Origin of the sequence: Prochlorococcus sp. MIT 1327, from assembly GCF_047304785.1 — a bacterium.
In the GTDB taxonomy this organism is placed as follows: Bacteria; Cyanobacteriota; Cyanobacteriia; order PCC-6307; family Cyanobiaceae; genus Prochlorococcus; species Prochlorococcus marinus_D.
This window is the reverse complement of sequence record NZ_CP138972.1, coordinates 1,893,472-1,918,611: the sequence shown is the minus strand read 5'-3', so window position 1 is coordinate 1,918,611 and position 25,140 is coordinate 1,893,472. Positions and strand designations below refer to the sequence as shown.

The window sequence follows — 25,140 nt, the reverse complement described above, 5'->3', positions numbered from 1 at the left end:
GCTGATCATTGATTTGAAGTTCATGCAAGCTTTTTGCTATTCAGTCTGCGCAGACTTGTGTGAACAGATCAAGGGATGGCTCAGATGTCAAATGCTTCAAAGCAAAGCCCAGCAGAGTCTCTGGGTATGGCTTTTTCTGGTTGGGGCCTGAGTTGGGGAGGCTGGCTGGATAATCGCCAGGGTGAGTGGTGGCTGTTGGCACAGATCATCCTGATTGCTGCCCATCTCTTGCCCCCTTGGCCTGCTTTAGAGCGTTGGGGATATCGCTGGCCATTGCCAATTACCATTTTTGGCGCCTGCCTATTTGGTGTGGGGGTGTTGTTAGCGGTTCAAGCGTTTTGGCGTCTTGGCGCAAGCCTTTCACCACTGCCTGATCCAAAGCCCGCTGCTGCCCTGGTAACGATGGGTGCCTATCGACGCTGCCGCCATCCGCTTTATCAAGCGCTGTTGCTGTGTTCCGCTGGAGTTGCCATTGCCCTTGGCAGCCTGTTGCATGTGGCGTTGTTCCTTGCGCTGTGCCTTTTGCTGAGGGGTAAGGCTCGGCGGGAGGAGCGAAAGTTAATGATCTTGCATCCTGAATACAGTGCCTATCGCGCTAGTACTGCAGCGATTATTCCAGGGTTTCCTCTGCTGGACTGGAGAAGCTGATTGGGATTAAAAGTTACTTTTTTGGGTTGGATGTGTATTGGATAGAGGTGCATAATTGGGGCTGAGTTGTTTAAAAAACCAGCTGCATTCTGTATGGTACTTAAGGCCTGAGATTTTAAGACACACCAGCTTCTTAAAAGTGAGATCAGCAATGATGACTTGAGAAGTTACACCAAAATCTATCCTGCCCATTATTGTTAAGCTTTTTGGCCCTTGGTGTTCTTGGCCGCAAAAGTAACTTGAATGGGGAGTGGGCGATGCTCACGAGATTCTCGCCAACTTTTACGGAGTTATTTTGATACAAAAAAACTGAAAATAATCATAGCCCCTTCAACCTTATGGTCGTTGCAGGTAGCTGTGCTACTGCAATCGGGCTTGGCATAGGCCGCTTTGATTTTGGGGCAGTTGGACGCTTCATGATCGATGACGCTTGGATCAGTACCACAGGAATGGGAGATCTTGCAGGCTTAAATCTTGGTGCTTATTTATTGGGCTCTTTGCACCATTCGCAGATACGCAATCGAAAAGTTGTTCTGCGTATGATGATACTTGCATTATTGCTGCTGCCGCTGTCTTTCTGGCTGGAGGCATTTGAATCGAGTTTTTTGTGGCAACCAGTTGCTCGAATTTGTGCAGGCTTTGCAGCCGGCCATTTGATTAGTGGAATTCCAGCTATGGCTCTTGCTGGTTTGCATTCGCGTCATCGACGCCGAGGTTCAGGTTTGGTTCTGGCTGGAGGAGGGATTGGAGCATTGCTTGGGGCCTCTGCAATTGGCCTCTTTGCCCATCATTCGGCGATGATCGCCTGGGTCATTTTGGCCTTGTTGTCGATGGCATTGGCATTGCCTGTGCTTTGGTTGCTTAGCAAGTCAATACAGTCTCAATCTGCTCCTGAACAATCTCAATCTGCTGAGAGCTCAACTGACTTAAGTGCAATAAAACCAGGTAATCGTTGGCGAGTTGTGGTTCTGTTAGTAGGTGGAGGGCTGTTAATAGGAGCGGGGCAAGTGCCGATTTCACTTTATGCACCGATCGTTGTTGCTCAGAAATTTGCTGGAGCCTCTTCTTTGAGCAGCGACTCTTTAGCTGTACTTGGATTGGGATCTACGGTTGGGGCACTCACTGCAGCCTTTTTACCGCGCCGATGGCCGACATCCTTGATGCTCCCATTGTTGTCTTGTATTGGACTTCTCGCCAGCGTGTTGTTTTTCTTTAGCGATGAAGTTTCAATCATCCTTTGGCAACGTTTTTGATTGGTTTATGGATGTGGATGACGGCCACTCTTAGTTATGACAGGCTTGGAGAGTTTTTGCCATCTGCTGAGGCTCGTCGACGCGTTTGGGCCGTTATGGTTTCTTTGGTAGGTTTCGGTTATGCATGCTTTTCTTTCTCATTCGCTCATCTTGCAAGTGCCAATCTTAATTTAGTTCTTTTAATAGGAATTGGAGTTCTGGTAGTTCAGTTAAGCATGGAACTCTTGCAAATATTAGGTTCTTCAAAAGCTCCTGGTTATTGATGGTTCTGTTACGGCTTAGCTAAGTTTGATGAGATTATATGCCTGAGATGCAAGTGGAGAGATCAATTCTATTAATGCTGCATTGGAATGCTTAGACAGTGGAACAAGAGAATCATTGAGGTGTGTTATATATGTTATCGTTTTTATATAAGCCCAGTGCATAATCAGTAGATAGCAAGATTGATGATTAATATCCTTCAGCAATCGATTAGGTGACCTGTGACTGCCTGAGCTTGTTTGGGATGGAGCGATCTTTGGCAGATTAGACTAGGTAATGAACAATAATTATATTTGAAGCTACTAGTCAACAATTGTTTTAAGGTGTTTGGTAAATTGAGTTTTTCAACGCCTTTAGGCGCTTTTGGTAAATACGATGTCAAAGGCAGAGAATGATCGGTGAGATTTACCAATTAGCTCTGCTGCACTGCAATGGCTAATGTCAGCCGTGAACCTGAATATTGTTTCCAGTCCAATGATTACCCCCTCGGACCTGGCTTGCGCTTACTAGAAGCCAGTGCAGGAACAGGCAAGACTTTTGCTCTTGCTCATCTGGTTTTACGACTGCTCACTGAAGGCGGCCACCAAATTAGTGAACTATTGGTGGTGACTTTCACTGAAGCTGCAGCAGCAGAGCTGCGCTCTCGCATTGGCCAACGCTTTGAGGATGCTCTTGAAGGTCTTGAAGCCCTCGATCAGGGCGCCACTCATAAGTCGCCTGATCTTGTTCTCGAGCAATGGCTTCAGCGCAAAGGCCACGATGGCTCTCAAAGGCATCAATGGATCTCCTCCCTCTTGATAGCACTTGAGAGCCTTGATCTGGCTGATATCACCACCATCCATGGCTTCTGCAGGCGTACCTTGCGGCGTCAGGCTCTTGAGAGTGGTGCTGTCATGGACCCACGCCTGGATGACTCAGGACAACAACTTGTTCAAGAAGTTGTTCATGATTATTGGCAGCAACAGGTCTTAGCTCTCGATGCCCAGCATCTACGCGGTCTTCTCCATGCTGGCTTGAGCGTTGAGAACTTGGCAAAGGCTTTGCTCAAACTCGATAGCGATCCCAGCTTGCCTCTCGAAACTCACCCCAGCAATCTGCAGTCTTCACAACCGCTATCAAGCCAGTTCGATGCTTACCTTAAGCAGTGCTGGCAACAGTTTGTTGATCACTGGCAACGACACGGCTCTGAATTGGATATCGCATTATCGAGTCGCGCTGCTGATTGGCGATCTCTGGGCGCTAAAGATACAAAACCCTTTAGCCCTAAACCCAAAAAAGATCGTTTCGCCATCCTCAATCACTGGCTTGAAGCTTTCTCCCAATCACCACAACATTCTGATCAGCCTTTTACTCCTGGCTACGCAGCGATCCGTGATCAACCCTTACTCACGGATTACTTTCATCCAGCTGTTGTTTGCACTGTTGCTCGGCGTTGCGGCGAAGAAAACCCCAATCCTCTGATCCCTACATTGCAGAGATCAATTGCTGATCTTTGTGATGGCCCTGCTGAACAGGTGTGGAATCATGCCTTGCATTGGGGGCTGTCTGCGTTAGCTGAGCGCCGCAGGCAGCGTGGTGTGATGAGCTATGCAGAGCTTCTCTCTGCACTGGACCCCAAACCTCAACCCGAGTCCATGGCTCAACTCCATCCTGATCAACAAGCACCATGGCTTGAGGCGTTAAGACAGCGTTATCGCGTCGCGTTGATTGATGAGTTTCAAGACACGGATCCTGTGCAATGGCGTCTGCTTGAAGGGGCCTTTGCGCATAGCCCTGACCATCTTCTGTTGATGGTGGGTGACCCTAAGCAGGCGATTTATCGATTTCGTGGTGGTGATCTAAACACCTATATGCATGCACGTTCAAAGGTTGATCGCATCGACGCCTTACTTGATAACTTCCGTACAACGACTCCATTGCTTGATGGATTGAACCACTTGATGGCTCCAGGCTTGAGGCGTTCAAAACTAAATGTTCCATCTTTGACTGCTTGTAGTCAAGCAACACCAAGGCCTTTGCTCCTTGGTGTTAACCCACTTCAACTGCTCAATCTTGATGAAGCTACTCATCAAACAGGCGCGCAACCTGCTCCACTGACCTCTAAAACCAACCTGGAAGAACAGATCCCAACGGCTGTTGCCCATGCTGTTTTGGATCTGCTTCAGAGTGATTCATACAACTTCAGCCCTTCTGATATCTGCATACTTGTTGGTCGTCATCGACAGGCAGCCAGCATTCGCCAGGGCCTTGCTGTCGCGGCAGTGCCCACCCGGCTTGTTAGCCAGGGGGATGTTCTCACCAGTGAAGCGGCCCAGGTCTTACAACGTTTTCTGGATTGTTTGGCCAGACCCTCCCACAGCAGCAGTTTGAAGCTTGTGGCCTGTTCAGCTCTGATGCAATGGAAGACAGAGCAGCTCGCTCATGCTGAATGCAATGGTGAGCTCGATCAATTAGCCCTTCGCTTCAGGGATTGGGCCATTAATCTTCCCCGCCTTGGTCTTATGGGCTGCCTATCGGAGTTACTTGAAGGCCGCACAATTGCTGATCTCTCAGAACGCGGACGTCTTTTAGGCGACTTATATCAATGTGCGCAGCTTGTACAGGAGGTGATTCATCGCCAAGGATTGGATGCGTCTACTGCAGCCGATTGGTTGCGTCGCCAACGACTACAACCTGTTGATCCGGTTCCAGAGGTTCGACAACCTCACAGTGATGTGGCCGAGAGTGCGGTTGCTGTGGTCACAGTGCATCGCAGCAAGGGGATGGAATATCCCGTTGTGATTTGTCCCTACCTCTGGCAAGCCCCTTCCCTCCCCCACGGCCCCCTGTGGAGATCCAGCTCAGAGTCGCGTTGGTGTGTAGCACTCAGCACCCGCTGGGGGAAAGGATGGCAGCTTTCACAGCAGGCTCATCAAGCATCTCTGCAGGAAGCCGAACGTCTTGCCTATGTGGCGATCACCAGAGCCTGCTCTCTGTTGATGTTGATTTGGGCTCGGGGCGCCAAACAGGAAGGCAATCCCCTCAGCGCTTGGCTGTTTGGTGTTGATGCCATCGATGCAGCGATGCAGGATCTCACTCCAGAACGAATGAGTGCTTGGCTTGATCGCCAGCAGTTGCCGATCACTGTTGTTCCGGCTCAGCTGAAATCGATGCAACAGCGCTGGCAACCGCCGCCGCTTCATGGTGAGTTAACTCTTGGCCCAACACCGCAACGGCGCCTTGATCTGTCTTGGGGTCGCAGTAGTTATTCCGCTTGGGTGTCTGCTACACACACTTATGACGGCAGTGCTCCGGCTGATCCTTTGGAGTTGGAAGAAGGTCGAGATAGCGATCAGCAGAAGCTTGAACCCATGCTCAAACTTCAAGATCAGAGTGCGATTGCTGATGCCTCTCGCTCAACTCCAACGTTGAACTGGTCTGACCAGAGCCCTCTGGGGCAATTCCCTCGTGGTGCTGCAGCAGGGGATTGCTTACACCGGATTCTTGAACGACTGGATTTTTGCAAGCCATTGCAAGATCCGAATGCCGTCATCGTGATTGAAGAAGAGCTACGACGCGCAGGCCTTGACAGCACTCTGCTCGCCTCAGTTCAGGATGGTCTTGAGAGGGTGTTGAGTACTCCAATTGGTGGTTCTCTTGGAGGCTTGCGACTGAATCAACTGCATGGTCAACGTCGCATTCATGAACTCAGCTTCGATTTGCCAATTGCTCATCAAGGCAAGGTGTTGCGTTCGTTTGATCTAGCCAGTGTTTTTCATCTGAATCCATTGGCTCGCTTTGGCTTGCCCTATGCCGAAATGATTACAGGTCTCAATGTTTGCAGTCGTGGTTTTCTTACCGGTTCGATTGATCTTGTGTTCACCGATTCAGAAGAATCTTTAGAAGCTCGTTGGTGGGTTGCTGATTGGAAAAGCAACTGGATCGGTCGGCGTGATCCAGAGGGGCAGGCTGTCGCTTGTGGTCCGCTCCATTACGACGATTCCGCAATGGAGCAGCAGATGCTCCTTCATCATTACCCTCTTCAAGCCCATCTTTATTTGGTCGCACTCCATCGTTTTCTGCGTTGGAGGTTGCCAAGTTACGAACCACAGCGCCATCTAGGCGGATACGTCTACGTTTTTCTTAGAGGTCTACCAGGCGCTAAGGCCATCAACGGTCACTCCTTTACTAAACCAGTGCCTGGCTTGATTGTGGAGCCCGCACCATTGGAGCGGGTTTTGCTTTTGGATCGCTTGCTCAAGAACGGAGGACAATGACTCGCAGCGATTCATCCACTTGGCCATCAGGTTTTCCCAGAGCACTGCATCAAACGTTGTTGAGGCGTCTCCCGCCCAAGGCTTCATCAATTCATCTCGAGGACTTGGTCAACGCCTTGATGGATGCATTAGCCCGCGGTGCGCTGCAGCTGAATCTCACTCCGATGTCTCCCCCTAAAGAACTCAAAGCGATGGGATGGCCTGAGGCTCATTGTCAGGCCCTGCTGGCTAGTGGCTGGCTGGAGGGCGCGGCTTCTCCGATGGTTTTAAACGGCAATCAATTGAGTTGGCGTCGTTGGCATGGTGACATGGACGTTGTGATCAAGGAGTTGATCAACAGGTCAAATGTTGTTCAACCGACTTCAATCTGCACCACACCATCCCATCATCCTGCTTTGTTGGATGGGCTTAACCCTGAACAGCAGGCTGCCGTAGAAGCCATCGATAACCATGGCGTGGTGTTGTTGAGTGGCGGTCCGGGTACGGGCAAAACCAGCACCATCGTGCAAATGTTGGCGCGGGCAGTCACGTTGAGACCAGGCCTGAAGATTGGTCTTGCTGCTCCCACAGGTAAAGCGGCAAGACGCCTAGAGGAGGCTGTTCGCAAGGGGCTGGAGACAATCCCTTCCCCCCAGCGGCAGGTATTGACCAGCCTGCCTTGTAGCACCCTTCACCGCTGGCTTCAGGCCAGGCCTGGTGGGTTTGGTAGGCATCAACAACACCCCCTAATGCTTGATCTCCTCGTTATTGATGAGATGTCAATGGTGGAGCTTGCCCTGATGCAGGCGTTATTAAAAGCTCTTCCTGTTGATAGTCAGCTTGTGATGATTGGTGATCCCGATCAGTTGCCTCCAGTTGGTAGTGGAGCGGTTTGGCATCAACTCCAACAGGCGGATATCCGCCAACACTTCAATCATGGTGCCATTCATCTGCATCAGCTCTATCGCAACCGCGGTTCACTAGCGACGTTGAGCAGAGTTCTGTGTGATCAGGGCCTGTCTGCTTTTTGGCAACAACTTTCTCTTCTGCCGAAATCAGCGAACGTTGAGCAGCATCAATGCAACCTCAGCAGCATGCCAAGGTTTTTAGTTCGTCACTTGCAGGAGCACAGCAGAACACTGCAACGCTTCACTGCCGAACTGATGCTCGAGCTGCCAGATGATGCTTATACCTCAACCATGATCAACACCAATCTTGCCGTTGCAGCTGAGTCTTTGCTGGATTCTCTCGAGCAGTTGATGGTGCTTTGTCCGAAACGTCGTGGTTTTTGGGGAGTCGATCATGTGCATCGCGCATTGTTGGGTCAAAGCCTTGAGGCTGGAGTGATGCGCTGGCCGTTGGGAACGCCGGTGATGTGTTGCGAGAACCAAGCGGAACTGGGGCTAGCAAACGGTGACGTTGGCTTGGTGGTTGGTCAAGGAGACAATCTGCGCATCCTGTTTCGCGTGATCTCTGAGCAGGGAGGACTGACCACACGCTTCATCCACCCGGCCCGATTGAGCACGGTGGAGCCAGCTTTGGCTCTTACCGTTCATAAGTCTCAGGGGAGTGAGGCTGATCATGTCATTCTTCTCTGGCCGGAAATCACAGCTGTGTCGGCTACCAGCGCTGATGGTTGTGAGAGCCCTTCTAGCTTCGAGAGGAAACTTCTCTACACTGCTATCACACGCGCGCGACAGCGAGTGGATCTCGTTACTGCAATGCCATCTGCTCGTAGTGACGGCTGAGGCTGACGCCGCCATGCTGAACGCAACTGCTAGCAGAGGCATGAGCAAGCCCCCCCACAGAGTTGAGCGTCCTTGGGGTTGGTATGAAGATCTGCTCGAAGGAGAGGGTTATAAGGTCAAGCGTTTTTTGGTCTTTGCCGGTCAACAGCTCAGCCTTCAGCGCCATCAACATCGCAGTGAAAATTGGACTGTGGCCTCAGGCCAGGGGCAGCTTTTCTGTAAAAACACTTGGCACAAAGCTCAAGCTGGCACCACCTTGTATATCCCTCTGGGAGTGCTTCACCGAGCTCGTGGAGGCCAAAGCGATTTAGTGGTCATTGAGGTTCAGCATGGTCAGCTATTGCAGGAATCAGATATTGAACGCCTCCAGGATGACTACGGACGGGTGATAAGTTAGGCAATCAACCTTTGAAGAAAAGGCGAGGCAGCACAACGCGGGTATCCGCGTATGGGGCGTTGTCTGCCTGATTTAAAGGATCAATCAGGCAGACAACGCCTTCTCTCGATGACCCATACAAAAGCGCACGAGGATGTCTCGTGTTCCCCTGAAAAGAGTGCGTCTGAGATCTCTTCAACTAGCTCGGATGATGGTTTAACCACTGTGACTGAGGCCACCAATCACAACAATTCAGGCGATGGCTCGGTCGCTGTAGCCGCTGAGGCCTGTGAAGATCCTGAAGCGACAGAGTTAGTTTCCGAATTCGATTGTTTTGGCTTTAGCGAGCCGTTGCTCAAGACCCTTGCAGAAAAGGGTTATAAGCAACCCTCCCCAATTCAGAAAGCTGCTATTCCAGAATTGATGCTGGGTCGTGATCTAGTTGGTCAGGCTCAGACTGGAACAGGCAAAACAGCCGCTTTTGCGTTGCCCCTGATCGAGCGGCTTCATGATCATGGCAGTCGTCCCCAAGTGTTGGTGCTTGCCCCGACCCGGGAGTTGGCGATGCAGGTCGCGGATTCGTTCCGTGCTTATGCCGTTGGCCATCCGCATCTCAAAGTTTTGGCGGTTTATGGCGGAGCCGATTTCCGCTCTCAGATCAATTCGCTCAAGCGTGGCGTGGATGTTGTGGTAGGCACCCCGGGCCGCTTGATGGATCACATGCGGCAGGGAACTCTTGACACCTCTGGTTTGAGGTGTTTGGTGCTTGACGAAGCCGATGAAATGCTGCGTATGGGTTTCATCGATGATGTCGAATGGATCCTGGAGCAGCTACCTGAGAAACGCCAGATGGTGCTTTTTTCGGCAACGATGCCATCAGAGATTCGTCGACTTTCGAAGCGTTACCTACACGAACCAGCAGAGATCACGATCAAGAGCCGTGATCAGGAGGCTCGTCTCATCCGTCAGCGATGTATCACTCTCCAGAACAGCTACAAACTTGAAGCCCTTAAAAGGGTTCTTGAGGCTTTCACTGGTGAGGGAGTGATTATTTTTGCCCGCACCAAGGTGATCACTCTCACTGTTGCTGAGGCACTGGAAGCCGCTGGACACGATGTTGCCGTACTGAACGGGGATGTCCCTCAAAACCAACGGGAACGAACGGTTGAACGTTTGCGCAAAGGCAGCGTGAATATCTTGGTTGCGACTGATGTTGCCGCTCGAGGCCTAGATGTCGATCGCATCAGCCTGGTGATCAACTACGACATCCCTTTTGATAGCGAAGCCTATGTGCATCGCATCGGGCGTACCGGCCGGGCTGGCCGCAGTGGAGAGGCCATTTTGTTCGTGAATCCTAGGGAGCGTCGCTTTGTGGGCGGCTTTGAACGTGCTGTAGGTCAACCCATCGAACCGATGGATATCCCTAACAATGCAGCGATTAACCAGAGTCGTCTTGATCGCCTTCGTCAACGTCTCACCACTGCCGCTAAGACGGAGAGAGACAACTCCGAGGAGACAACCCTTCTCCAGGAGCTAATCCAGCGTGTTGTTGAGGAACTCAGTCTCAGTCCAGAGCAATTGGCTCTGGCAGCATTAGAGCTTGCTGTTGGCCCAGGCCCAATCTTGGTGCAGGCTGATGAGGGCTGGTTGCAGCAATCAACTCAGCGAAGCCGTCGCAACGATCGTCACGAAAGTCGTGGAGGCTCTGGCCGAAGGCCTGAGCGTTCATCGAGAGCGCCGGAAGATCACATGGAGCGCTTTCGCGTGGAAGTTGGTCGCCGCGATCGTGTCAAGCCTGGCAATCTGGTTGGTGCCATTGCCAATGAATCCGGGCTGGAAGGACGGATGATTGGTCGCATCCAGATTTTTGAGTCGCATAGTCTTGTGGATCTTCCCAAAGGAATGCCTGAGGATGTTTTTAAAGATCTAAAACGTCTCAAGGTGATGAATCGAGAATTGCATATCCAGCGTGCTTCTTAATTCAGCGTCGATGGCTCTTTTGCAGCGAATCTGCCTACCCATCAGTCTGAGCAGTGTCCTTTTTGCTATGTCTACGGCTGATGGTTTATCTCAAAGCAGCGAGGATGAGAACGCTATTACCACAATGTGTTTGCTAGGCTTTAAAGCAGCTATGGCCAATGCAGGTAAGACGCCCCCTGCAGGGATGGACCAGTTCACTTGTCAATGTTTCTTAGATCAGGTGAATGCCGGGGAATTCATCAGTTCAGCTCAGTCCAAATGCCAAGCCAAGGCAGGTGCCCACTACGACATTTAAACCTGCTTTTAATGTATTGATCTGAACATTGGCCTGAAAGCGATTTAGATCAAGACTCTCAATCATTCTGATCAATTCGAACGCTACTTCCTCAATAGTTCTGTTGTGCTCATAAGAATGTTAGGTCGATTCTGATGATTCCCTTGGTTCAGCACACCATCGCAGCTGCAACCAAGATTGAGAAGAAGGACAACTCCCTGTAGAGCTCGTGATTGGCCACTCTTGATAATCGCCTGATTTTGTCGCCAGACAACAGCTTGTTTGTATGTCTTGTGGCTTTTTGAGAGCTTCTGACTCGCTCCCCTGTAACTTAGGTGAGCATCAGCATCAGCTCACCGGCCCCAAACGGCTCGCTCCCTAGGCTTCGGCTTTCCAGCTCCAGCATTCAAGGACTTTCCTTTTCGGACCAAAGCTTCACTGATCAAATCCCATCGGTCCTTTTAGGAATGACCATTTACATAGGCAACCTCTCTTTCCAGGCGGAACAGGAGGACTTGCTCGACCTGTTCAGCCAATACGGCGAAGTCAAGACATGCAGCCTCCCTCTCGATCGAGAGACGGGGCGCAAGCGTGGTTTTGCCTTCGTTGAGATGACAAACGATGCCGACGAACAAAAAGCGATTGACGATCTTCAGGACGTTGAATGGATGGGGCGAATGATTCGCGTGAATAAGGCAACACCACGTGAACGCACAGGTGGCGGTGGTGGCCGTGGTGGCTACGGCGGTGGCGGTGGCGGTGGCGGTGGCTACGGCGGTGGCGGTGGCGGTGGCTACGGCGGTGGCGGTGGCGGTGGCGGCAACCGCTGGTAAATCAGTAGCCTTAGCCCTTTCAATAAGGCCACCCTGTGGGTGGCCTTATTCGTGTTAATAACTTTCTTCTGGATCGATTAATTCGAGCATTAGATCCTTTTGCCAAGCCCGTTGGTGGGGCTCTTTGCGGTGTTTGACCGCTTCATTGCCAGAACGAATGTCGTCTTGCAGATTTGGAACCGCTGCTCGAAGGCTGAGCCTGCGTTTCTTTGCGGTGAAGCGATGGAATCGATTGAACGCTCTCGAACGGGTCATCGAACCTCCTTCAAGTCTTTGAGTTCTACCCCCTTTCAGGCCAAATGAACAGTTCAGACGTGATTGCTCAGCAAGGTTTCAGCTCAATGCTTTGATCCGAAACCTTGTAGCGCTTGAATGAAGGCAGTGCCCAAGGTTTATGGATTCTCGCGTTCGGCGCACTGCAAGTCCCCTGAGAAGGCTGCTCAGCAGCCTTAAGCCTCATCGGCGCCTGATTCTTGCGGCAACCACTTGCTCCATTCTCAACAAACTGTTTGATCTCGCCCCGCCGGTACTCATCGGTTTGGCCATTGACGTCGTCGTACACGAGCAGACCTCCTGGTTGGCGAATCTTGGCTTTAGCACTGTCCCTAGCCAATTGGGATTTCTTGCGTTGCTCTCCTTTCTGATCTGGAGTGCTGAATCCTTCTTTGAATATCTTTATGGTGTGTTGTGGCGCAATCTCGCCCAGACAACTCAACACAATCTTCGCCTGAAGGCCTATAACCACCTCCAGAATTTGGAGATGGCGTTTTTCGAGGCAGATAGCAGTGGGCGGCTGATGGCTGTTCTTAATGACGACATCAACCAATTAGAACGATTTCTCGACTACGGGGCCAATCAGATCTTGCAGTTGATTACAACTGTGCTGTTGGTAGGTGGGGCGATGGTGTTCGTCGCTCCAGGCGTTGCCTTGTTCGCCTTTTTGCCTATCCCAGTGATCTTATGGGGATCAATTCAATTTCAGCGGCGGTTGGCTCCGCGTTACCGCGAGGTCAGAGATAAAGCTGGTGAGCTGGCTGCTCATCTCAGCAACAACCTCGGTGGGATGTTCACAATCAAGAGTTTCGCTACAGAAGTCTGGGAACTAGAGCAAATTCGCTATCGCAGTGAGGCCTATCGCGGCAGCAATAAGCAGGCAATCAAACTTTCAGCAGCCTTCATCCCTCTGATTCGCTTTGCCATTTTGTTTGCCTTTTTGGCCATCTTGGTGATCGGAGGCCTTCAGGCATGGAAGGGGCAAATGGCTGTTGGGCTTTACAGCGTGCTCGTTTTTATTACACAACGCTTGCTGTGGCCTCTTACAACCCTTGGCCGCACACTTGATGAATATCAGCGTTCAATGGCCTCTACCAATCGTGTGCTGGATTTGATCGATACTCCGATTACCATCGTTGAAGGATCACAGCCGTTGATAACAGCACGAGTGCGGGGCGCTTTGTGCTTTGAGGATGTGGGCTTCCATTACCAAGGCCGTGCTCCTCTTCTAACTCACTTTAATCTTGATATTCCCGCTGGCTGCACGATCGGAATTGTGGGAGCTACAGGGTCAGGAAAAAGCACCTTGGTGAAACTCTTGCTGAGGCTTTATCCACTCAGCTCTGGACGGATTCTTCTGGATGGACAGCCGATTGACATGCTCAAGTTAAGGGATCTACGTCGTTCAATCGCACTGGTCAGTCAAGAAGTTTATTTATTTCATGGAACAGTTTCTGAAAACATTGCGTATGGCAGTCCCGAGACAACTCAGGAAACAATTGATGATGCGGCAGATTTGGCTGAAGCCTCAGAGTTTATTAAAGCCCTCCCGCATGGTTTCAATACGTTGGTGGGTGAACGTGGGCAACGTCTTTCTGGTGGTCAGCGTCAACGAATTGCCCTGGCTAGGGCAATTCTCAAGCAGGCACCGATTCTGATTTTGGATGAGGCCACCGCTGCCGTTGATAATGAGACAGAAGCAGCGATTCAACGTTCATTGATGCATATCACCAAAAACCGAACCACTGTTGTGATTGCTCATCGTCTTAGTACTGTGAGGCATGCAGATCAGATTATTGTTATGGATCAAGGTAATATTGTCGAGCAAGGTACTCACGATTCACTTTTGAAGCAATCAGGTATCTATAGGGATCTCTGGCGAGTTCAGGCTGGGTTACGTGCTGACGAATTGCTGTTGACCTGAATCAACCCTTGTGGAGTCTTTGGTCTATCATATTTGTGAGATATCTTCTGATTAGCGCAATATCCACATGGCAGGATTATTTCGTTGTTAATCAACTACAATATGGCTCATTTGCTTCTCTTGTCGACACAGGCTGCCAAAAAGAGGTTTGATTTTTTGAAAGTTTTCGCTTCTTCTGCTGAGAAATAAAAGCAGCATCTTCTTTGCACTGATTAAAGATCTTGAAGCAAGCAACAGTTAGTAATTCAAATTGAGCTTATGATTAACTCTAGATGTTTAACTAGATGTTCAACACAATTGAGCACTGGCTAGAGTGTTGTTTAAAGCGGCAGGCTGCTTTTATTAGAGAAAAATCTAAAGGGCTCTAAGATGGTGATATGACTCCCAAGCATCAAGGCAGTTCTGGTTGGCGTTCTATGACCACTGCCATTGGCGTGGGCTTGATCGCAGGCCTGTTCCTTTCAATTCCACTCAGTCGATCACTCACGCAAAAGACTGCAGGCACAACCACTCCCCTTTTCCCGATTAGCAATCCCTTTAATGCCTGGCAGGGCTTTGGTAATCGTGATGTGGTGGTGCTTGGCATGGATGCAGGGCGTGGTAACACTGATGTGATCTTCACAATTCGAGTTGCGGGAGGCGAAACAAGAATTACCCAGATTCCACGTGATAGTTATATCAATTCGCGTGATTTTGGGCCAATGAAAGTTAATGCTTTGTATGCATATGGTGGTATCGAGGCGGTAAAAAGTGAGTTAACTCGGCTGATGCATCGTCCCATTAGCCATCACATCCTGGTTAATCTTGAAGGCATCCGAACTATTGCAGACTTATTGGGAGGCATTGAGGTTGATGTGCCTAAGCGTCTTTATTACCAAGATCAATCCCAGGGTCTTTATATTGATCTTCAAGCTGGCCCTCAGGTCTTGAAAGGTAAAGATCTCGAGGGGTTTTTGCGGTGGCGCCATGATGGTGAAGGCGACTTTGGTCGTCTGGGTCGTCAACAACTAGTCCTCAAGAGTCTCTTTGGTAAGCTCACTCGAGCTGAGAATCTTATTCGACTGCCAGCATTGATAAGTGCTGCAGGTCGTAACATCAAGACAGATATGGGGCCTTTGGAGCTTGGAGGTTTAATGTCAGCAATGGGTACCACTGAACTTGAAACAACGCGGCTAGCAGCTACGCCATTCTTTAGTAATGGCATCAGTTACCTAGACACTGAATGGCCAGATGCTGCGGAAGCCAATGGCTCGCTTTACCAATTCCTATTTTAAATCGATCGGTGGCAGATCAAAACTGAATCATTTTCCTTGAGCTTTTAATGGGAAATTTGCTATGAAGTGTTTGTTCATCTTAAACTCCATGATATGCAAGAAATAGCAATAAAGATTAGAAGTTGGATTTTGCATCCAGTTTATTGGCCTTGAACAATAAAATATTGCTATTATGTGCTTTCTTCTACGGCCTTTAATGATCAGATTAAGAATGTAAATGATGTGATTACCTCTTCGAACAGCTCCTTGACTTTATTCCATCTAAACTCGTTAGTACTTGCTGCTAATGTATATAAACGCCCCCGATCAACAACCACTGTTGCTAGCTCATGGCGTTCTCGGTCTTCAAGATGAACGGTATACTCCAAATCGTAAAAGATGTGTCCTCCTGCTTCACGCTGATTGGCGTCTACTAACTCAGCCTCTCGCCCACTGCCTTGTGGTGCAATCACTTCACGGCTTAAACGTTCCCCAATTGCGATTGGACTCCCTAGGGTTTGCAGATCTCCCTTTTCGTCAACTTTCGAAACAGCCAAACTTAGTGTTTCGTCGCTGTTGATTAAGTCGTGAAATACCACCTGAGGCCCTCCATTCATGCTCACACGGCTCCATCCATTGGGATAAAGGAATGCATAACGACCATCCGGGCTCTGGAAGGAGTTCATGCCTGCATATGAACCACTGCAAGCAGCGAGCAGCATCACAAGCGCACAAGCGAAACCCACACGTGAAATGGTTCGCACAAGTTCAAGCATTGGAACAGAACCGGACTTGCTGACCATTCTGCCGGCGTACGGTCTTGGCTTGATCAACAATTGCCACCTGGTGAACTGCCAAGATTCTCAGTATCTGCGGCGGACCCCTGAGCGGCTTTACTCGACCCCTGGCTCGCTTGATCGACCAGTTCGAGCGTCTGCCTGGGATTGGGCCACGAACGGCCCAGAGACTTGCCCTGCATCTGTTGAGACAACCAGAAGATCAAATCCGCACTTTTGCTGATGCACTCCTCGCGGCCCGTTCTCAAGTGGGTCAATGTCAGACCTGTTTTCATCTCAGCGCGGAGCCTCTTTGCGACATTTGCCGTGATGGCAAGCGATGCGATCAATTGCTTTGTGTGGTGGCTGATTCCCGAGATCTGTTAGCTCTCGAAAGAACCAGGGAATATAAGGGCCGTTATCACGTCCTCGGCGGACTGATCTCACCAATGGATGGTATCGGGCCGGACATGCTGCAGATCCCCAGCTTGATTCAACGCGTTGATCGTGATGGTATTAGCGAGGTCATTCTCGCTCTCACTCCCAGTGTGGAAGGTGACACCACTAGCCTTTACTTGGCACGGTTATTAAAGCCGTTTACTCAAGTGAGTCGAATCGCCTACGGCCTTCCTGTTGGTAGTGAGTTGGAGTATGCGGACGAAGTCACCCTGACTCGTGCGCTTGAAGGGCGTCGAGCGATTCAATAAAGCAATGTCTTCCACCCATCGCCCAACCCAATACAGCTCCATTTTGCCTACGGAGCGCCTTCCGGAATGGTTGCGGCGCCCCATCGGCAGCGTCTCCCAATTGGAGCAGATGCAGCAGCTGGTGAAGGGGAATCAGCTTCACACCATTTGTGAGGAAGGGCGTTGTCCCAATCGCGGCGAGTGTTACGCAGCCGGTACAGCAACTTTTCTCCTAGGCGGATCGATCTGTACGCGTAGTTGTGCTTTCTGCCAGGTCATGAAAGGCCAATCTCCTCAGGCAATTGATCCACTCGAAGCAGAGCGAGTTGCAGATGCGGTGCAGCAGATGGGTCTTCGTTATGTGGTTCTTACTTCAGTAGCAAGGGATGATTTGCCCGACCATGGTGTCAGTATTTTTACTGAAACCATGGCGGCCATTCGCCAGCGCAATCCTCTTATTGAGATAGAAGTGCTGACGCCGGATTTTTGGGGCGGAGTCGCTGATCTGGCCAAGGCATTAGAGGCCCAGAGAGAACGGCTCACGCAGTTGCTCATGGCTGCACCAGTTTGTTTCAACCACAACCTCGAAACCGTTGAAAGGCTTCAGAGCAAGGTTCGACGGGGCGCTACGTATCACCATTCTCTCAATCTGCTGGCTGCAGCGCGGGAACTTGCTCCCAACATCCCTACCAAATCAGGCTTGATGTTGGGACTAGGAGAAGAGCAAGAAGAGGTGGTTCAGACTCTTGAGGATCTCCGTTCTGTTGACTGTCAACGGGTCACATTGGGTCAGTATCTGCGCCCTTCATTGGCACATATTCCGGTGCATCGTTATTGGCATCCCGAGGATTTCAAGAACTTGGCTGAAGTTGCTCGCAAGCTTGGATTTGCTCAGGTGCGTAGTGGGCCTCTAGTGCGTAGTAGTTATCACGCTGGTGAAGAATGATCTCTGCGATCCAATTCCCGGCAGGTTTGCCAACGACGCTGATTACGTTCCAGCACCTCACTGCAGCTTCCAACCATTAACGCTCCGGCTCCCCCCCAGATCATCCTGAGTGGGAAATCCATTGGGGCTGCTCCTAGCTCTCGGATAGTAAGAAATCCACGTTGCCGGAAATAACGAATTAAGCGATTGTGCTGGCGCCCTTCATCACAAATTGCCAGTAGGCGAGCTTGTTTACAAGGAGTGGCTTCAAGTGCCCAGGTCATGGTGCCAACCCAGATGAGATCCCCTACTCCGGCGGGTGCTTCAGGATGAACACGCATTGTGTCGAGCTGTAATCCCTTCTCGCCTGCATAGGCCCAAGCCTTCATCTCACCCCAAAGTTGTATACGTTCCTCATCGAGAGCTTGTGCGACGACTAATTTTAAGGACCAGAGATTGAGTGGTCTTCTCACCTGCAGCCTCAAGAGCAGGCCGGCATCAGAGGCCTGCTTTTCTAACTCAATTAGACTTAGTTGAGTCATGACAAGGGAATGAGAGTGACAAATTTTTGAGGAGTCAAGGCAATACAGCCTAGTTACGAATGGCAAGCTGATCACGGTAATCGTAGAATTCAAGATGAAATTCAGCTTCTACTCTCTGCTGCCTGCCTTTGTTAATTGGCGGATTTTTTCCGGCAGAAGTTGATTTACTTGCTCTTGATAACATCATTACTAAGTTCAGAATAATAGAGCAGTATTTAACTGCAATATATGCTCAGAGCCATCATCTTCTCAAGGCAAGCTAGCGCTCTATGTATACAATATCAGTATAACATTTTGCCAAATAGCAGGTTGGTGTAAGTATGGAGTTTTGTTTTTAACAATCTCATTTTAGGCTTATTAGCTGTCTATTAAAACTCTAAATGTAAACGATCTTTTGGAAAGGATTCAGATTTATTGAGGCTGGTGACGCAAGTCGTTAAGGTCGCTTGAGTAATGAGCATGAAATGGCAATGCTTAACATTTTTATTGCCTAGCTTATCCCTAGTCAAGTCAAGCCAGTTTCTTTTGATGGCTTTGAATTGCAGGTTGTGGAAACGAATAGTTAAGCTGTTCAACAGTGTTTATAGAAGGTTTCTCAAGAGTCTGTTTGAGTTTCTTCTTTCGCCACACTTTTATCGGTAAGCAATGGTCTTGTGAATAGGTCTTAAGGTCTTGTTTAGTTGAAATGCCTTTGCCCTAATAATGAAGCATTTAAAGAGCAAGCAAGTTGGGATTAATTGAAAAGGCCTAGAGGGTTAAGGTTTATTGATTTTGCTTCGATTTTAGTGTCTAAAATATTGATGAGCTGCTCTAAGAAGAGTCATCTCTATTGCTTAGTAGCTAATTTTAGACTTAATCTCAGGGTTATCCTCTAAACATTGAACTCACAGAGCTTTCCTCATGGATGCGCCAAATCGCTTCGCCAAGCATATTGGCCACTGATAGTACCTGCAATTGAGGGAAGTGTCGTTCCGCAGCGATGGGAATGCTGTTGGTAACCAAGACTTGTTCGAATAAGCCTTCTTCGGATAATCGTTCGCAGGCGGGGGGCGAAAACACGGCATGGGAGGCACAGGCAATCACCCGTTTAGCCCCTTCTTGTCGAAGAAGACGAGCTCCTGAGCAAATGGTTCCCCCAGTGTCGATCATGTCGTCGATCAGGATGGCTGTTTTTCCAGCTACATCGCCGATCACTGTGAGACTTTCGGCAACGTTGTGACCTGATCGGCGCTTATCAATAATTGCCAGTGGCGCATCCCTCATTTGTTTCGCAAAGGCTCGGGCTCGTGCGACTCCTCCCACATCTGGAGACACCACCACGACTTCGTTAAGTTCTTGTGCTGCTAGGTAATCAACCAGGACTGGTGAGCCGTAGATGTGATCGCAAGGGATATCAAAGTAGCCCTGGATTTGGGCGGAATGCAGATCCATGGCCAGGACTCTGTTCACGCCAGATTTCACCAGCAGGTTTGCGGTGAGCTTGGCAGTGATTGACTCGCGGCCAGCCGTTTTGCGGTCGGCTCTTGCATAGCCGTAGTAGGGAACTACAGCCGTGATCTGCCTGGCAGAGGCGCGCTGACAGGCATCAACCATGATCAGCAGCTCCATCAAATTGTCGTTCACTGGCGCGCAGGTGGGCTGAATCAGGAAGACGTCACAACCTCGGATCGATTCCTGGATTTGTACATAGAGCTCACCATCTGCGAACCGTTTGCAGATCCTTGGACCATCGGGAACACCTAGGTAGGCCGCAATCTCTCTTGCAAGAGCTGGATTTGAGGTGCCGCTGAACAAGCGCAGACGCTGCATGTCATAGCTGATGCTCTCTTGTTCGGTACGGGCTGCGGTCAGAAAACTCGTCACGTCGCCAGCGAGCAATATCAGCTGTACTCCGATGCTAGTGCTGCAAAGGCTCTCATCTCAACTTCTTCTCTATGTAGGGTCGCCTGATGATTGCTCCCATCCCTTTTCTGGTTGGTGCAGGCCCCCTCCCTGATGCTCGGATGCGGGCTGGTTGCTTGCTTTTGGCTAGCGCTTGGGGAGTTGAGTTGAGCCATCATCGCTGTTCTGAAAATCCCCATCAGGTTCTTGGTTTGTTGTCTGCGGAGGTGGGAATGGTGCAACTGAGTGGTGATCCAGCCATGTTTCATCCAGATGGTGGTAGCTGGCTGGAGGCTCTGGGAGCATGGCGCCAGCCCACCATTTTGATGGTGTCGCCTTTGCCCTCTGGGGAGATTCCTGGAGTGGCACCTGCTTATGTAGCGCTCTGTGCGGTCCTCGATGTTCCTCTGATTGGGGTTCTGCAATTGGGTGGCCCATGGAACCTCAGCCTTCGCCGCTCGGATGGTTTGCCGTGGTTCGGTTTGCTTCCAGATGATCCCTCAGCTTTGTCAGCAGTCCCTAATGGGGGCGGCTTGCAGCAGGGGCCATCTTTGGAGGAACTCGTGGTGCAATTGCGTCGACGGCTGCTGCTGTCGTCCGATTGATGAGGCCCTGTTAGTTGCCCTGCGGCCAGAGCGGCATGGGGTGGCTTGCCTTGAGTTGCCGCAGGGTTTGTTCCCCGGCTCGTGGGGCTAGAGGTAATTCGCTGATGATTGGGAATTGATTGTTGCTAAGAGCCGCTGCCGTGAGGCTTAACAACTCACGAGGGGTTAAATCGGTTTGCACTTCTTTTGAAAACTCTTTCAGAAGTTTGGGGAGTTTTGCGAGGGTGTTTGGCTGTCGCAATTGTCTAGACAGACCGTTCAGGATCCATTGTTGCCTTTGACGCCGACCGCTTTCTTCTTCAGGACCAGCGCGGTAGCGAACCAGTTGTTCTACCTGGCCTCCATTGAGTCTCTGCCGTCCTGCTTGCAAGTCCACCGAATAGTTCTGGGCATTGTCTTGGTGTTTAAAAGGCGCGTTGAGGTTGACCTCCACATCTCCGAGTCCATCTACAAGGACTCTTAGAGCTTTGCGGGGGATCACCACAAAGCGGTGGGGTTGTCCTTTTGTAAGGCCGAGGATTTCCGCAATCACATCGGCGGTAAGGGCAATCCCCCCCCGCCCGTAACTTGACGCTAGTGGTTGCATCCCATTGCTTCCAGGCAGGGTCACAGCGAGTTCAATCGGCAGCTGAAGCACTTCAACAGGTTGCTTGGCCGCTACCTTCACGAGCATCAGGCTGTCTGCATTGGCTGAACCCATCGGTGCAGCTTGGTTTGTGAGATCGTTCAGTTGGTCCGAATCAATGCCCGCTAACAAGATGATGATTGGTTGTTTGGGAAGCGGCGCTAGGGAGGTTGCTTTGTCCACTGATGGATCGCCTTTGGCGACTTGATCTGGCTTCGGCCAGAGCAGCCCCAGGGCCGTGCTTGCCAGCCAAAGACCACCCAGAGTCGCAGCCAGGCGTAGCAAGGTACGGCCTGGATATTTCCCCATCCAGTGACCCACGCTTGATGGCGTTGTCGTTCTGCCTGAATCTTGCATAGGCATCAACCGTGTTGAGGACAGCGGCATCACAGTCTTGCTCAACTACAGCTCTTTAGGGTTAAAAGTCCAATGGCTTTTGGACTAACCGAGACTTCTGACAAGGCATCTTGCGAGTATGTAACGACCCGCCTAAGCCCTTCCAAGATTGATTGGGGCTAATGGCTGATCTAGATGCTGACTTCGATCAGATTCCACTGTTGTTTTTATTTTCTGGTGTTTTTTGATGGTTGAGGGCAGTTCAGCGTTAGTCCGCACGACCGGGGTGTTGCTTCATCCCACAGCACTGCCTGTCAGTCCAGTTTGCGGGAGTTTCGGTGCCCCTTCAAGGGCTTGGTTGCAATCACTTGCTCGCCATGACATCGGTGTGTGGCAGTTGTTGCCTTTGGCTCCTCCTGATGCGACAGGGTCTCCCTACAGCTCCCCTTCAAGCTTTGCTCTGAACCCTTGGTTGCTTGATGCCGATGATCTTGTTGATGAGGATTTCCTTTCCGCATCCGTTCTGCGTGAGTTGCCAGGAACAGTTCCTATCCAGGAGCCTTGCGCCTCGGTTGATTTTGCTCTGGCTGACCTTCGCAGTCAGCGACTTGGCATAGCCTTAAGGGAGGCTTGGTCTGAGCAGGCTAGAGATCATCATCTTGCCTTTGAGAGTTGGTGTGGCAAGCAGTTCTGGCTTGAGGACCATGTTTTATTTATGGAGCTCCGTCGTCAGCATCAAGGCCTTCCTTGGTGGGAATGGCCGGCAGGCTTGGCAGCTCATCAACGTAGTGCCCTCAATGCCTGGAAAGGTCATCATCAGGAGGCTCTGCTTGAACATCGTTTGCTGCAATGGCAGCTTGATCGGCAGTGGCAAGCACTGAGACATCTAGCAGGCGAGCTTGGCGTTTTGTTGTTTGGTGATCTGCCTTTCTATGTTGCACGCGATAGCGCTGACGTCTGGAGTCATCAGGGCCTGTTTTCGATTCTTCAAGGCGGGGAGCTTGAGATCCAAAGTGGTGTTCCCCCTGATTATTTCTCCAGTACAGGACAACTCTGGGGCACGCCTGTTTATCGCTGGTGGCGGCATCGCTTGAGTGGATTCCATTGGTGGCGAAGCCGCTTTGTGCGTCAATGGCAACAGGTGGATCTTTTACGCCTCGACCATTTCAGGGCGCTTGCGTCTTATTGGGCAGTTCCTGGATCCGATTCGACAGCGGAGCACGGGGAGTGGCGGTCTTCTCCAGGGGCAGCTCTATTGAAGCGGCTAAGGCGTGATGCTGGTGGCAGCTTGCCACTGGTTGCAGAAGATCTGGGAGTGATTACTCCTGATGTGGAAGCGCTACGAGACCAATTTGGTTTGCCTGGAATGAAAATTCTCCAGTTTGCTTTTGATGGCAATCCCAGTAATCCCTATCTACCTGAGAATATTCAGGGTCATCACTGGGTGGTTTATACAGGCACTCACGACAATCCAACGACGCTGGGTTGGTGGCAGCAGCTTGATCTCGACGCCCGTGAGCGGGTCGCAGATCGATTGAAGGGTGCAGTTGATGCCCCTGGTTGGCAGTTGCTGGAGTTGGGCCTAGCGACAGAGGCGAGTTTAGTGATGACCCCAGTGCAGGATTTGCTTCATTTAGATGATGCAGCTCGTTTCAACACCCCTGGCACTGTCGAGGGAAATTGGTGTTGGCGGTTGTCTTGCTTTGATTCAGCTCTTGATGGAGCCCTGAGCGGCTATGGCGAGAGAGGAGCTGTCTGGGGACGTTCGCTTGAATCGGCATCCGGTTTGCTGACGGCATCTGCGAGTCGGTAAATCCCAGGATGATTGGGTTCGGGAGTATGCGCCTGGCCCTTCCAAATGACGCTGTCCTCAGGAGCTGCTGGAGGCTTTATTTCTAGTAGGAGGGGTGGCCGCAATTGAAGAGTGAGTGTCCCCTGAGCTTCTCTGAGATTTGTGAGATCCTTTCCAGCGCTGTTGATTTTGAGCATACGTGGCTGACTGAGATTGATCTCCAGTAGACCCATCTCATCCTGAGCTTGGTGCTGGATAAGGGTTGCGTTGAGCCATTGCTCTGGAGATCGTTTTCGTGCTTCTTCCAGGGGTCTTAGGCCATCAAGGGCGGGGTTGGCTGTCTCGCTTGCGTGCTGATCATCAAGGGACTCAAGGCTGACTGTGATTGGCGAGAGTGTTTGACTGTTGAGTGCAGCAAGATGGTTTTGCTGGTGATTGAGGGCCAAGAGGCTGCTGAGCATGACCACGGCATAAATCACACTCCCTTGCCAGGTAGTGAAGACATCGATGCTGCCGGGGGTGAATCGCGTCAGGCCCCTGTTGGAATGAGTTTGGTTCCTGGCATTGCGTTCTGGCATGGCCCCGTTGAGGCTGCCTGGGGCTAGTTCAAGATGCTGCTCCAGCAGCGGCAGCATTGAGCACAGATAGGCTGGCTCTGGTAATCGTTTGACCCACCCCCGTTCAATTGCTTCTAAAACGGGGGTAGTGATTCGTGTTTCTTCAGCTAAATCACGCAGGCTCATTCCACACTGTTCGCGACGCTCTCTGAGTTGTCGACCAGCTTCCAGTAATGAACTCTGGAATATCTGTTGTGGATCTTGTCTGGTTTCGACTTCAGATCTTGATTTTTGCCATGGAAGGTTTAGTCGCATCGGCGTTTCAATTGGATGGCTTTATCAAGCGCATCAACACATTGAGGGCTTGGTGATTTTCAGTAGGGGAGTCCATTCTCTCTCGTCAAGAGCGCGCCAGCACCCTTCTGGTAATGCGTCTAGGGCAACATTTGCAATCGCAGTGCGTTGAAGGTCTAATACGGGGTGACCTAGTTGTTCGGCTACGCGACGGATTTGCCGGTTGCGGCCTTCCCTTAGAACAATCTTCAAAAGGCTTTGGCTTGAGTGTGATTGCAAAAGCTCAAGTTCAGCGGGCAAGGTTGTTTTCCCATCAAGCATTACGCCATGTCGCCAGCTTGAGAGCACTAGGGCTGAGGGTTTACCTTCCACCAAGACTTGGTAAGTCTTGTGATGTGCATAGCGTGGATGGGTCAATCGCAGCGTGAGCTGTCCTTGGTTGGTGATTAGCAGAGCTCCTCGGCTATCGGCATCAAGTCTGCCTACAGGATGAAGACCTTTGCAAAGTTTGTCGGGCAGCATGCTGAAGACAGTCACTCGCCCGTGGGGATCATGACAACTAGTGATCACCCCCGCAGGTTTGTTGAACAGCAACACTCTTGTTTCGGTGTTGGAATTGAGCACACGCCCATCTACAGAGATCTTGTCAAGCTCTGGATCGGCCTTGTCGCCAAGCTTGGCAAGATGGCCATTCAACGTTACCCGCTCTTGCAGGAGGAGTTGCTCGGCATGGCGCCGGGAGCAGAGTCCTGACGCTGCAATCAGCTTTTGCAGTCTTTGTTGCTTCATGCCAATGTTGTCAGCATGGTTTTCAGCGGGCGCCGAGAACCAGCTGCACCATATCCATCTCCAAACATTTAATAGTTGGAAGAGTGTTTTGGAAGATGTGGAGAGGTTTTCGAGGGCATCATTATAGATAAGGATTTGCAAGTGCTTGGCGCATCAAAAGACTGTCTCTATTGATGGCACTTGAAGATAAAACGTTAATTCTTGATTTTAAAGCCTTCTTCATTTTGGCAATGGTGTGGAATTCGTCCGCAAGGCATTGATTTGCTCGTGGCAA

Annotated in this window: 22 protein-coding genes; 15 read left to right on the top strand and 7 right to left on the bottom strand. The window is 50.7% G+C overall.

Annotated features, from left to right (window positions below; genetic code table 11):
- Positions 1-75 precede the first annotated feature (75 nt).
- The 9 genes from SIB80_RS09495 (at position 76) to SIB80_RS09455 (ending at position 11,608) form a co-directional block, all read left to right on the top strand.
- Entirely contained in the window at positions 76-648 is a 573-nt protein-coding gene (locus SIB80_RS09495) for a methyltransferase family protein (RefSeq protein WP_063419954.1), read from the top strand.
- A 338-nt stretch (positions 649-986) separates the two neighbouring features.
- A complete protein-coding gene (locus tag SIB80_RS09490) occupies positions 987-1,901 on the top strand; it encodes a YbfB/YjiJ family MFS transporter (RefSeq protein ID WP_236066057.1) in 915 nt (304 codons plus the stop codon).
- Positions 1,902-1,918: 17 nt separating this feature from the next.
- Positions 1,919-2,164, top strand: coding sequence for a hypothetical protein (locus SIB80_RS09485; RefSeq protein WP_236066059.1), 246 nt, complete (start codon positions 1,919-1,921; stop codon positions 2,162-2,164).
- Positions 2,165-2,593: 429 nt separating this feature from the next.
- Entirely contained in the window at positions 2,594-6,418 is a 3,825-nt protein-coding gene (locus SIB80_RS09480; protein ID WP_063419956.1) for a UvrD-helicase domain-containing protein, read from the top strand.
- Entirely contained in the window at positions 6,415-8,145 is a 1,731-nt protein-coding gene (locus tag SIB80_RS09475) for an ATP-dependent DNA helicase (protein WP_063419958.1), read from the top strand. Before SIB80_RS09480 ends, SIB80_RS09475 begins: the two co-directional genes overlap by 4 nt.
- 13 nt (positions 8,146-8,158) lie before the next feature.
- On the top strand, positions 8,159-8,542 hold the full coding sequence (locus tag SIB80_RS09470) for a phosphomannose isomerase type II C-terminal cupin domain (protein ID WP_063420044.1): 384 nt from the start codon (positions 8,159-8,161) through the stop codon (positions 8,540-8,542).
- A gap of 108 nt (positions 8,543-8,650) precedes the next feature.
- Positions 8,651-10,501, top strand: a complete 1,851-nt coding sequence (locus SIB80_RS09465; RefSeq protein ID WP_063420046.1) for a DEAD/DEAH box helicase — start codon at positions 8,651-8,653, stop codon at positions 10,499-10,501.
- Positions 10,502-10,511: 10 nt separating this feature from the next.
- Complete coding sequence (locus SIB80_RS09460; RefSeq protein WP_063419960.1) at positions 10,512-10,796, top strand: hypothetical protein; 285 nt, start codon at positions 10,512-10,514, stop codon at positions 10,794-10,796.
- 446 nt (positions 10,797-11,242) lie between these two features.
- Positions 11,243-11,608: an RNA recognition motif domain-containing protein gene (locus tag SIB80_RS09455; RefSeq protein WP_063420048.1), complete on the top strand. Its 366-nt coding sequence runs from the start codon at positions 11,243-11,245 to the stop codon at positions 11,606-11,608.
- Positions 11,609-11,662: 54 nt separating this feature from the next.
- Here the strand turns inward: SIB80_RS09455 and SIB80_RS09450 are convergent, their stop codons facing one another.
- Positions 11,663-11,863 (bottom strand): hypothetical protein, encoded by a 201-nt coding sequence (locus tag SIB80_RS09450; RefSeq protein WP_063419962.1) that lies wholly within the window; start codon positions 11,861-11,863, stop codon positions 11,663-11,665.
- A gap of 139 nt (positions 11,864-12,002) precedes the next feature.
- Between SIB80_RS09450 and SIB80_RS09445 the strand changes: the two genes are divergently transcribed.
- Together SIB80_RS09445 and SIB80_RS09440 are read left to right on the top strand one after the other, a co-directional pair.
- Entirely contained in the window at positions 12,003-13,805 is a 1,803-nt protein-coding gene (locus SIB80_RS09445; RefSeq protein WP_063419963.1) for an ABC transporter ATP-binding protein, read from the top strand.
- A gap of 377 nt (positions 13,806-14,182) precedes the next feature.
- A complete protein-coding gene (locus tag SIB80_RS09440) occupies positions 14,183-15,079 on the top strand; it encodes an LCP family protein (RefSeq protein ID WP_063419964.1) in 897 nt (298 codons plus the stop codon).
- Between the two features lie 200 nt (positions 15,080-15,279).
- On the opposite strand, the gene psbP is transcribed toward SIB80_RS09440, so the two are convergent.
- Entirely contained in the window at positions 15,280-15,834 is a 555-nt protein-coding gene (gene psbP, locus SIB80_RS09435) for a photosystem II reaction center PsbP (RefSeq protein ID WP_063420050.1), read from the bottom strand.
- Positions 15,835-15,971: 137 nt separating this feature from the next.
- On the opposite strand from psbP, the gene recR reads away from it, so the two are divergent.
- Positions 15,972-16,541 (top strand): recombination mediator RecR, encoded by a 570-nt coding sequence (gene recR, locus SIB80_RS09430; protein ID WP_063419966.1) that lies wholly within the window; start codon positions 15,972-15,974, stop codon positions 16,539-16,541.
- A gap of 4 nt (positions 16,542-16,545) precedes the next feature.
- The gene (gene lipA, locus SIB80_RS09425; RefSeq protein ID WP_063419968.1) at positions 16,546-17,466 is read left to right on the top strand and encodes a lipoyl synthase; all 921 of its coding nucleotides are present in this window, start codon (positions 16,546-16,548) and stop codon (positions 17,464-17,466) included.
- Here lipA and SIB80_RS09420 read toward each other — a convergent pair.
- On the bottom strand, positions 17,448-17,987 hold the full coding sequence (locus tag SIB80_RS09420) for a hypothetical protein (protein WP_063419970.1): 540 nt from the start codon (positions 17,985-17,987) through the stop codon (positions 17,448-17,450). The two genes, lipA and SIB80_RS09420, sit on opposite strands and share 19 nt — an antisense overlap.
- Positions 17,988-18,851: 864 nt before the next feature.
- Positions 18,852-19,850: a ribose-phosphate pyrophosphokinase gene (locus SIB80_RS09415; RefSeq protein WP_063420052.1), complete on the bottom strand. Its 999-nt coding sequence runs from the start codon at positions 19,848-19,850 to the stop codon at positions 18,852-18,854.
- 86 nt (positions 19,851-19,936) lie between these two features.
- Here SIB80_RS09415 and SIB80_RS09410 point away from each other — a divergent pair, with 86 nt between their 5' ends.
- The gene (locus SIB80_RS09410; protein WP_063419972.1) at positions 19,937-20,473 is read left to right on the top strand and encodes a hypothetical protein; all 537 of its coding nucleotides are present in this window, start codon (positions 19,937-19,939) and stop codon (positions 20,471-20,473) included.
- Positions 20,474-20,483: 10 nt separating this feature from the next.
- Here the strand turns inward: SIB80_RS09410 and SIB80_RS09405 are convergent, their stop codons facing one another.
- On the bottom strand, positions 20,484-21,485 hold the full coding sequence (locus SIB80_RS09405; RefSeq protein ID WP_169189828.1) for an LCP family protein: 1,002 nt from the start codon (positions 21,483-21,485) through the stop codon (positions 20,484-20,486).
- A gap of 196 nt (positions 21,486-21,681) precedes the next feature.
- Between SIB80_RS09405 and malQ the strand changes: the two genes are divergently transcribed.
- On the top strand, positions 21,682-23,247 hold the full coding sequence (malQ, locus tag SIB80_RS09400; protein WP_063419976.1) for a 4-alpha-glucanotransferase: 1,566 nt from the start codon (positions 21,682-21,684) through the stop codon (positions 23,245-23,247).
- On the opposite strand, the gene SIB80_RS09395 is transcribed toward malQ, so the two are convergent.
- Positions 23,169-24,098, bottom strand: a complete 930-nt coding sequence (locus SIB80_RS09395; protein ID WP_063419978.1) for a helix-turn-helix domain-containing protein — start codon at positions 24,096-24,098, stop codon at positions 23,169-23,171. The genes malQ and SIB80_RS09395 overlap by 79 nt on opposite strands.
- Before the next feature lie 33 nt (positions 24,099-24,131).
- Positions 24,132-24,866, bottom strand: coding sequence for a pseudouridine synthase (locus tag SIB80_RS09390; RefSeq protein ID WP_063420054.1), 735 nt, complete (start codon positions 24,864-24,866; stop codon positions 24,132-24,134).
- Positions 24,867-25,140 lie beyond the last annotated feature (274 nt).

Excerpts from the sequence above, each read along its gene's own strand:
- SIB80_RS09495 (WP_063419954.1), top strand. The coding sequence starts at position 76 with ATGGCTCAGATGTCAAATGCTTCAAAGCAAAGCCCAGCAGAGTCTCTG.
- SIB80_RS09390 (WP_063420054.1), bottom strand. The coding sequence starts at position 24,866 with ATGAAGCAACAAAGACTGCAAAAGCTGATTGCAGCGTCAGGACTCTGC.
- SIB80_RS09395 (WP_063419978.1), bottom strand. The coding sequence starts at position 24,098 with ATGCGACTAAACCTTCCATGGCAAAAATCAAGATCTGAAGTCGAAACC.
- SIB80_RS09485 (WP_236066059.1), top strand. The coding sequence starts at position 1,919 with ATGACGGCCACTCTTAGTTATGACAGGCTTGGAGAGTTTTTGCCATCT.
- SIB80_RS09490 (WP_236066057.1), top strand. The coding sequence starts at position 987 with ATGGTCGTTGCAGGTAGCTGTGCTACTGCAATCGGGCTTGGCATAGGC.
- SIB80_RS09420 (WP_063419970.1), bottom strand. The coding sequence starts at position 17,987 with ATGACTCAACTAAGTCTAATTGAGTTAGAAAAGCAGGCCTCTGATGCC.
- SIB80_RS09410 (WP_063419972.1), top strand. The coding sequence starts at position 19,937 with ATGATTGCTCCCATCCCTTTTCTGGTTGGTGCAGGCCCCCTCCCTGAT.
- psbP (WP_063420050.1), bottom strand. The coding sequence starts at position 15,834 with ATGCTTGAACTTGTGCGAACCATTTCACGTGTGGGTTTCGCTTGTGCG.
- SIB80_RS09440 (WP_063419964.1), top strand. The coding sequence starts at position 14,183 with ATGACTCCCAAGCATCAAGGCAGTTCTGGTTGGCGTTCTATGACCACT.
- SIB80_RS09475 (WP_063419958.1), top strand. The coding sequence starts at position 6,415 with ATGACTCGCAGCGATTCATCCACTTGGCCATCAGGTTTTCCCAGAGCA.
- SIB80_RS09460 (WP_063419960.1), top strand. The coding sequence starts at position 10,512 with ATGGCTCTTTTGCAGCGAATCTGCCTACCCATCAGTCTGAGCAGTGTC.
- SIB80_RS09450 (WP_063419962.1), bottom strand. The coding sequence starts at position 11,863 with ATGACCCGTTCGAGAGCGTTCAATCGATTCCATCGCTTCACCGCAAAG.
- SIB80_RS09445 (WP_063419963.1), top strand. The coding sequence starts at position 12,003 with ATGGATTCTCGCGTTCGGCGCACTGCAAGTCCCCTGAGAAGGCTGCTC.
- malQ (WP_063419976.1), top strand. The coding sequence starts at position 21,682 with ATGGTTGAGGGCAGTTCAGCGTTAGTCCGCACGACCGGGGTGTTGCTT.
- SIB80_RS09480 (WP_063419956.1), top strand. The coding sequence starts at position 2,594 with ATGGCTAATGTCAGCCGTGAACCTGAATATTGTTTCCAGTCCAATGAT.
- SIB80_RS09465 (WP_063420046.1), top strand. The coding sequence starts at position 8,651 with ATGACCCATACAAAAGCGCACGAGGATGTCTCGTGTTCCCCTGAAAAG.
- lipA (WP_063419968.1), top strand. The coding sequence starts at position 16,546 with ATGTCTTCCACCCATCGCCCAACCCAATACAGCTCCATTTTGCCTACG.
- SIB80_RS09455 (WP_063420048.1), top strand. The coding sequence starts at position 11,243 with ATGACCATTTACATAGGCAACCTCTCTTTCCAGGCGGAACAGGAGGAC.
- SIB80_RS09405 (WP_169189828.1), bottom strand. The coding sequence starts at position 21,485 with ATGCCGCTGTCCTCAACACGGTTGATGCCTATGCAAGATTCAGGCAGA.
- SIB80_RS09470 (WP_063420044.1), top strand. The coding sequence starts at position 8,159 with ATGCTGAACGCAACTGCTAGCAGAGGCATGAGCAAGCCCCCCCACAGA.